The following is a 7,908-nucleotide window of genomic DNA, read 5'->3' as shown; positions in this document are numbered from 1 at the left end:
ATCGCACGCTCGCGGGTGGGGACTCGCCGGTTCCGGGTGTTCCGGCGTCGGATTACTCGGCTCGGTTCACGAAGACGATCGACGAGGGTGCGGGGACGTACACGTTCACGTTCTTCCACGATGACGGCGTCCGGATCCTGATCGACGGCGAGTCGGTGTTCTCCTTCTGGGGCGGTTCGGACGGCTGGACCCAGAAGACGGTCTCGGTGCCGCTGGCTGCCGGCCCCCACGAGGTCATGGTGGAGTACTTCCAGGCCGGTGGCGGCGCGAAGCTGATCCTCGACTACGTCCGCACGGGAGCACCCGACACGACCCCGCCGGCAGCGCCGACGGACGTCGTGGCGAACCAGGGCGAGAACTCCCGTCTGCTGCTGAGCTGGGACGCGAGCACCTCGAGCGACGTCGTCGGCTACAACGTCTACCGTTCGACGACGCCGGGCGTCGCCGTCACGGCGGCGAACAAGCGCAACGTGATCCCGTTCACCGGGGCGGAGTACGTCGACATCGTCGCGGCCGACACCACCTACTACTACGTGGTGACCGCCGTCGACGGTGCGGGCAACGAGTCGCCCGCCTCGCCCGAGGCGACCGGCGTCTTCGTCAGCACGCCCGACACCGAGGCGCCCGTCGCCCCGACCGCCCTGGCAGCGGTCAACGGCGACGCCACCGTCACCCTGACGTGGACGGCATCCGCGGCATCCGACGTCGCCGGCTACCGGGTCTACCGCTCGCTCGAAACGGGCGCCTTCCTGGGCGACGTCGTCGCCTCGGGTGACGCGCTCGTCACGGGGACCACCTGGGTCGACCCCGACGCCGACAACGGCACGACGTACTTCTACCAGGTGACGGCCGTCGACACCTCGGGCAACGAGTCGGCTCCCTCGAACGAGGCGTACGACACCCCGCGCCCGGCGAACACGGTCGACATCAAGGTCGACTTCACCGAGACCAACGGCGTGCCGGTGGCGGGCTACCTCGCCGACTGGGGCCAGGCCTACGGCCCGCGCTCGAGCGCCGGTCAGGGCACCGGGCTCACCTACGGCTGGAACAACGAGGACGGCAACCCGCTCTCGCTCGTCGGCAACGGTCGCGACCGCAACCGCACGGGCATCGACCCGAAGCTCGACTCGATCCTGCACATGCAGTACGCCGACGTCGACAACGGCAACGGCACGAACGGCGTGAAGACCGACGGTCTCTGGGAGCTCGCGCTCCCGGGCGGCCTGTACCGGGTCACCGTCGCCGCCGGCGACCAGATGGGGGCGAGCGCCTATGACTCGCAGCACACCATCAACGTCGAGGGCTCGCTCGCGCTGAACCGCTTCCAGGGCACCACCGCGCAGGAGTTCGGCACCTACACCGCCACGGTCGGCGTGTGGGACGGCCGTCTCACGCTCGACGCGCTGGGCGGGTTCAACACGAAGATCTCGTACGTCGAGGTCGTCGGGCTCCCCTTCGAGCAGCCGCACATCACGACGGTCGCACCCGAGAACCAGGACCTGGCCGCCGACCCGCAGGCCGGTGTCGCGGCGAACTTCGCCAAGGTGCACGCCGGCGGCGGCGTCGACAACCCGTCGATGATCGGCAACGTCCGCGTCTTCAAGGTGTCGGACAACACCGAGGTCGCCGGCTCGGTCAACAGCTCGGGCGGCAACGACACGATCAACTTCTACCCGGACGGCGGCTTCCTCCCGAACACCGCCTACCGGCTCGAGATCGGCACGGGTGTCAAGGACCTCTTCGGCAACGCGTTCCTGCCCTTCTCCTCGGTGTTCACCACCGGCGCCGGCGTCATCATCGGCGGTGACGAGTTCACCCCGCTGCAGAACGTCGCGTTCGAGAAGGTCGAGATCACGCTTCCGGGCGTGAACAAGTACTGGGCCTCGTTCGCCTTCGGTCCCGACGGCAAGATGTACGGCTCGACCATCGGCCAGGGTCTGTACCGCTTCACCGTGAACGCTGACGGCACGCTGTCGAACATGGAGAACCTCGGCTACGCCGGTGTCGCCATCATCGGCCTGCTGTGGGACAAGAGCTCCACGGCCGGAGACATGAAGCTGTGGATCACGAAGACCTCGGCGAACGTCGGCAACGAGCAGGCGCAGTTCATCAGCGGCATCAGCATGCTGTCGGGCCCGAACCTGCAGACCGAGAAGAAGGTGTTCACCGGGCTGCCGCGGTCGCAGTCCGACCACCTGACGAACTCGATGGTCTACGGCCCGAACGACGACATCCTCGTGCTGCAGGGCTCGAACCAGGCCGCCGGCGACCTCGACAGCTCGTGGGGTCAGCGCGGTGAGCAGAAGCTGACGGCGGCGCTGCTGTACTTCGACCCGGACAACGCCCGGGTCCAGGCAGCCATCACGGATGCGGAGGGCGACAACCCCCAGCTCGTGCAGACGGCCTCGTCGGGCTACGCCGGCGAGAACGCCGCGAACGGCTACAACGCCGCCGCGCCGTACGACCCGTTCGCCGCGAACGCGCCGCTGAAGATCTACGCGAGCGGCATCCGGAACGCCTACGACCTGACGTACCACTCCAACGGCCACATCTACGTCGCCACCAACGGCACCGCCGGCGGCGGCAACTCGCCCGGTGTGACCTACAACGCCGCGAACGGTACCTTCACCCGCGTCGCCGCGGCCGGCATCCCCGGGTTCAGCTCGGTCAACGGGCAGAACGTCACGGATGCCTGCAACGCCCGCATCGCGCGGACGGCCGCCGACCCGACGGTCCCCGACTACGTGCCGACCTCCGTGCCGGCCGTGAGCAACCACCCGACCCAGCGCGACCACCTCTACGACGTCAAGAAGGGCTGGTACTACGGCCACCCGAACCCGACGCGCTGCGAGTTCGTGCTGCACGAGGGCAACGACCCCGCCAAGCCTCCGGTCTCGGCCGGCCAGGGCGGCACGAAGTACGCCTCGGGCGTGAAGGCGGAGCCGAACTACGGCGGCGTCGCGTACGACTTCGAGTTCAACAAGAGCCCGAACGGCACGATCGAGTACAAGAGCAAGACGTTCGGCGGCCAGCTGCAGAACCGCGTGGTCGTGGTGCGCTTCTCGAACAACAACGACCTGATCTTCCTCCAGGCGGATGCCGCCAGCGGCAAGATCCTGGGCGGTCAGACCGAGGTCGGCATCACCGGCGTGGCGAACTCCACGATCGGCGGCGTCGGCGGATTCAACGACCCGCTCGAGGTCGTGGAGGACACCCGCAACGGCAACCTCTACGTGAACCAGTACGACCGGGCGGGCAGCCAGCAGAAGCTGTACCTGCTGCGGGTGCCGGCGAATCAGCAGGCCGCGAAGGTCGGTGTGGACAAGAGCGAGCTCGTGTTCTCGGCCGTCACCAGCAACGGCCCGCTCGTCGACTCGACGGCGGCGCACCGCACCGACTCCGAGACGATCACGGTGACGAACCAGTCGGCCGAGGCGCAGACGCTCAACGTGAGCGTCGGCGGGTCGAACGCCGCGGAGTTCCAGATCCAGGGCACCGTGCCCTCGTCGCTCGCGCCGGGAGCCTCCGCGACCTTCACGGTCCGGTTCACCCCGGGCACGACGGCGGGCAACCGATCTGCGCAGCTGACGGTCGCCGGGGGATCGAACACGGTCACGGTGGGCCTCTACGGCCTGGCGATGAGCGGCATCCAGGGCGGCTACGAGCCGACGTTCGCGCAGGTCGTGAACACCCTCGGCTACGCCATCAACGTCGGCTGGACGAACCTGGCCGGCGGGATGCAGCCGATCGCCAAGGGCGACGAGGTGCTGGAGCCGCTGTTCGTGAAGTCCGGCTCGGGCAACGTCACCTGGAAGCCGCTGTCGCACTACGCCCCCGCGGACTCGGTCGGCTTCGGCTGGTACACCGGTGACGGCGCGGCGGCGCAGCGCACGCAGCTCGGCACCATGAACGGCACGAAGAGCGGCGGCTACCAGTCGCTTCTGCCCCCGACCGGGGCGGGATCGACGATGTCGTTCGACCCGGGTGCGACCGAGTTCGGCCTGTACTACTACTCGCCCTACTTCAACCGCTACGGCTTCACCGAGGACCGGCTGAACTCGCCGGCCGGCAGCGCGCACCGCGCTCGCATCTACCCGGCGAAGAACCGCACCGGCGTGCTGATCCCGAACAGCTACATCGTGGCCTTCGAAGACGCCGACAACGGCGACTACCAGGACTACGTGTTCCTCGTCACCGGCCTCAAGCCCGTGACCGACACCGGGTCGGGAAGCGATGCCATCAAGGTCGACTTCACCACCGCCACCGGTGACCTCGCGAGCGGCTACCTGCGCGACTACGGTCAGGCGTTCGGCCCCCGGACGGGTGCCGGCCAGGGCAGCGGTCTCACCTTCGGCTGGAAGAACGTCGACACCGAGGACGACCTCGACATCTCCGTCGGCGGCACGACCAACGTCGGAAACGGACGCGACCGCAACACGAGCCAGAGCGACGGCAGACTCGACAGCTTCATGCACATGCAGCCCGAGTCGATCGTCGGCACCTTCAACGGCACGAAGACGGACGCGTACTGGGAGATGCAGGTTCCCAACGGCGACTACGCGGTGACGATCGGCGTCGGCGACCCCGGCGTGCAGTCCGATCCCGAGGTCCACGCGATCGACGTCGAGGGCAAGAACGTCGTGAGCGCGTTCACCCCGAGCGGTGCCGCCGGCTCCAACACGCGGCACAAGACCTCGACCGCCACGGTGACCGTCACCGACGGACACCTCACGGTGATCGCGTCGGGCACCAACACGAAGATCGGCTTCATCGACATCGTCCCGACGGACGCTCCGAACCCGGGCGGCGACGACCCGTCCGACGGCGCCCAGGTGAAGGTGCGGTTCCAGCCGGCCGCGGCCCCGCTCAGCGAGGGGTGGACGGCCGAGACCGGCGGTGCCTTCTCGGCGCAGCGCGGCTACGGCTGGATCGACGCGGCCACCGGTCAGCCGGTCGATCGCACCGTGGCGACCCGTTACCGCACGGCCCCCGTGGCCGGCATCGCCTACCCGACCGACGAGCGGCTGAAGACCTACTCGTTCCTCGACAACTCGACGCAGCCGACGTACACGAGCGGCAGCTGGGAGTACGCGGTGCCCAACGGCACCTACGAGGTCGGGGTCTCGGTCGGCGACGCCAACTACGTCGACTCGACGCACGGTGTGCTCGTCGAGGGCCAGCCGATCATCAACGGGTTCGTGCCCACCGGCACCACCCCGTTCCAGACCGGTAAGCGCACCGTGACGGTGACCGACGGCCGCATCACGATCAGCAACAGCGGCACCAACACCAAGGTGAACTGGGTCTCGATCACGGGCGACGGCCTCGTGCCGACCGACCCGACGAGCGTCGCCCGGTACAGCTTCCGCCCGGCCACCGCGCCGGTGCCCGCGGGCTGGACGGCTGACACCGGAGCCGCGTACAACGCGGCGGTCGGCGCGGGCTGGATCGTCGGCGGCGTTCCGACCGACCGCTCGAGCATGACGCGTCTGCGCACCGCACCCGCGGGCGACCCGACGCGCCAGGGCCTCATCCTGATGCAGGCGACCACCACGACCGGGGGTGCGATCGAGGGCGGCACGACCGGCGTCTGGGAGCGCGCCCTGGCGAACGGCATCTACACCGTCACCGCCTCGGTGGGCGACGGCGAGTTCACCGACTCGGTGCACGGACTGAGCGCCGAGGGCACCTCGCTGATCAGCGGCTTCACGCCGACGACGGCGACGCCCTTCACGACCGGCACGGCGCAGGTGACCGTCACCGACGGCCGGCTCTCGCTCAGCCCGACGGGGGTCAACACCAAGCTCAACTGGGTGACCATCACCGGCACGGCCCTCACGGCTCCGAGCATCGTGGTGAACGTCAACGGCTCGCCCGTGCAGAACGAGTACGAGGGCGGCGAGGCGACGGTCACGGCATCGTCGGTCGCGGCATCCGGATCGACCATCTCGTCGCTGACCTACTCGGTCAACGGCGGGGCGGCGACCCCGTACGGCGCACCGATCAGCCTGACGACCGCCGGCGAGTACGTGCTCGTCTTCGTCGCGACCGACTCGGCCGGGCGCACGACGACCCGGACGGTCGAGCTGACGGTGCTCAACATCGGCGGCACGCTGAAGCTGACGAACACGCAGCTGCCGCGTCAGGCAGACGGGACGCCGCTGGCGGGCCTCTCGGACGACGTCGTGGTGCTGCACCGCATGAACAGCGGCACGACGAACGCCGACGGTGCGCTGCTGTACCGCACCTACGACACGGCGACGGTGAGCATCTCGAACACCGGCACGAAGGACCTGCGCATCACGTCGCTGAGCCTCGGCGGTGCCCAGGCCGGGCAGTTCGAGCTCGTGACGCCGCCGACCCTGCCGCTGCTCATCGCCCCCGGCGCCTCGCAGCCGATCTCGGTGAAGTTCATCGCAAACTCCGGCAGCAAGGGCGTTCGCACCGCCACGGTCACCATCGCCTCGAGCGACACGACCGCCGCGACGCGGACCCTGCAGCTGCGGGGCGGGTACATGACCGCTCCCGAGGGAGGCAGCGAGCTGTCGCTCGAGCAGATCTTCCAGCTCTTCAACAGCACGACGACCTCCGGGACGGCGGCGCTGGGGCTCGGCAACGGGTCGGAGCTGCCGGGAGCGCCGCTCGACGGCGAGGAGTACCGCTCGGCGCTGTGGAAGCGTCTGGACACCACCAAGCCCGTGCAGGCCGTGCAGCTCGCAGCCTTCCACGGCCAGGGCGGCACCGAGACCTTCACGGTCGGCAATCTGTCGGCCTCGATGACCGGGCTCGACGCGCAGGCGATCTGGCCGAAGACCGGCTCGGGGGCCCTCACGGCGATCAACGGGGTGCCGAACTCGGCGAACTTCGCCCTCGGCGTCAACGGCAAGCTGACCAGCCGCACCGATTACATGGCGGTGAAGACCTGGCCGGTGAAGGATGCCGCGGGCAAGATCGTCCCGGGCGCCTGGTTCCTCGGCCACGACTACGTCAGCTCGGGCGGCGGCCCCACCGCATCCGGCGGCTGCGGCAATGGTGCGACGAACTGCGACTACCAGGACAACGTCTACCTCGTGACGAACGTGCTGCCGGTGACGCCCGACGCGACGGCTCCGGCCGCGGCGGGGGCTCCCACCGGAACGGCGAACGCGACGGGTGTCGACCTCGCCTGGACGGCATCGAGCGCGACCGACGTCATCGGGTACCGGGTGGAGCGGTCGGCCACGGCCGGCGGCACCTACTCGGTGGTCAGCGGCGGCGGGCTCGTGACGGGCCTCGCCTTCCGTGACACGACGGCAGCGCCCGCTGCGACGACCTTCTACCGGGTCGTGGCGGTCGACGCGACGGGCAACGTCACGGCCAGCGGGTCGACGGGAGTCGACACGTCGGCGATCGTGATGGCTCCGATCCGCATCAATGCGGGCGGTGGAGCACTCACGATCGGCGGAGTCGCCTGGCAGGCCGACGCGTTCTTCTCGGGCGGCAAGACCTACAGCAACACGCAGGTCACGCAGATCGCCGGGACGAACAACGACGCGCTGTACCTGAGCGAGCGCAGCTCGACCACGGCGCAGGGCTCGTTCAGCTACAACATCCCGGTGCCGACATCCGGCAACTACCAGGTGATCCTGCACTTCGCGGAGATCTACCACGGCGCCACCGGCGGAGGCGCCGGAGGCACCGGCAAGCGCGTGTTCTCGGTGAACCTCGAAGGAGGACCGGTCGAGGTCGTGAACCTCGATCTGAACTCCAAGGTCGCGCCGATGACCGCCTACACCGAGACCCGCACCATCGCGGTGACGGACGGCACGCTGAACATCGCCTTCAGCGCCACCGTCGACCAGCCGAAGGTCTCGGCCATCGAGGTGATCAGGGTTCCCTGAGCCTCACCCGAACCCGTCCGCCCGCCGT

At 69.1% G+C, this 7,908-nt stretch carries 1 protein-coding gene; it reads left to right on the top strand.

Translation table 11 applies throughout. The annotated features are described in order from the left end of the window. Positions 1-7,880, top strand: a 7,880-nt coding sequence (locus F6B42_RS14750) for a malectin domain-containing carbohydrate-binding protein (protein ID WP_150420508.1), incomplete at its 5' end; no start/stop codon positions are given. Positions 7,881-7,908 lie beyond the last annotated feature (28 nt).

Origin of the sequence: Microbacterium radiodurans (assembly GCF_008710705.1) — a bacterium.
Lineage (GTDB): Bacteria > Actinomycetota > Actinomycetes > Actinomycetales > Microbacteriaceae > Microbacterium > Microbacterium radiodurans.
This window is presented reverse-complemented; position numbering and strand designations above follow the sequence as displayed.